The organism is Aerococcus sp. L_32 (assembly GCF_050689315.1).
The window spans coordinates 1-660 of record NZ_JBOEQF010001038.1; the positions used below are offsets into that span (position 1 = coordinate 1).

The following is a 660-nucleotide window of genomic DNA, read 5'->3' on the forward strand; positions in this document are numbered from 1 at the left end:
ATTCTCAAAGGCAACAGGATCTAGGTCTTTAATCCAAGTATCGAAACTTGTTTTAGGCAACTCTTCTTTGAAGTATTGGGTGACGTAATCCCATAATCGGTTTAATTCACTCATATATTTCCTAGCTCCTTAGTGTACAAAATTTTTATATCAAACATATTGAAATATGATAGTACGACGAAATTTTAAATTCGTTAAGCTCATTCATAATATCATGAAAAAAAACAGTTTTCCACAGAAAAAGTTGGATGTGAATAAAAATAATCCCAACTTTTGATAAATGTTTTCCACAGGATGTGCATAAACCTGTTAGCTTTTTACCGGATTAAAAGACTTGTGTATAATTATGCTTGTTTAAAGGTCAATTTATAAGGGATTTTGATGAGTTATCAACAGGTGGGGGAAAGTTTTGCAAACCTGTGGATTTGTTGAAAAGTCTTTTAAAAACTTTTGGGATAAATCAAAACTTGCAACAACTAACCACAGGCTTGTGCAAACTTCGTACACACTTTGTGAATAAGAGTTTACCATTTTTTCCTTCACATAGTTTGTGAAATTTTAAAAAGGAGTTTGTGAAAAAAGAGGACATCAATTTAGGGAGGATTTTTCTTTTTTCAGAAATATCTGTTATAATATAGACGAGTTTTACCGGCCGAAAAC

The 660-nt window shown here is 31.7% G+C and carries 1 protein-coding gene; it reads right to left on the reverse strand.

The window, feature by feature from the left end; translation table 11 throughout:
• On the reverse strand, nt 1–114 hold a 114-nt coding region (locus ACRCJ0_RS18075), incomplete at its 3' end, for a DnaA N-terminal domain-containing protein (RefSeq protein ID WP_431391519.1).
• Between the last annotated feature and the right edge of the window lie 546 nt (nt 115–660).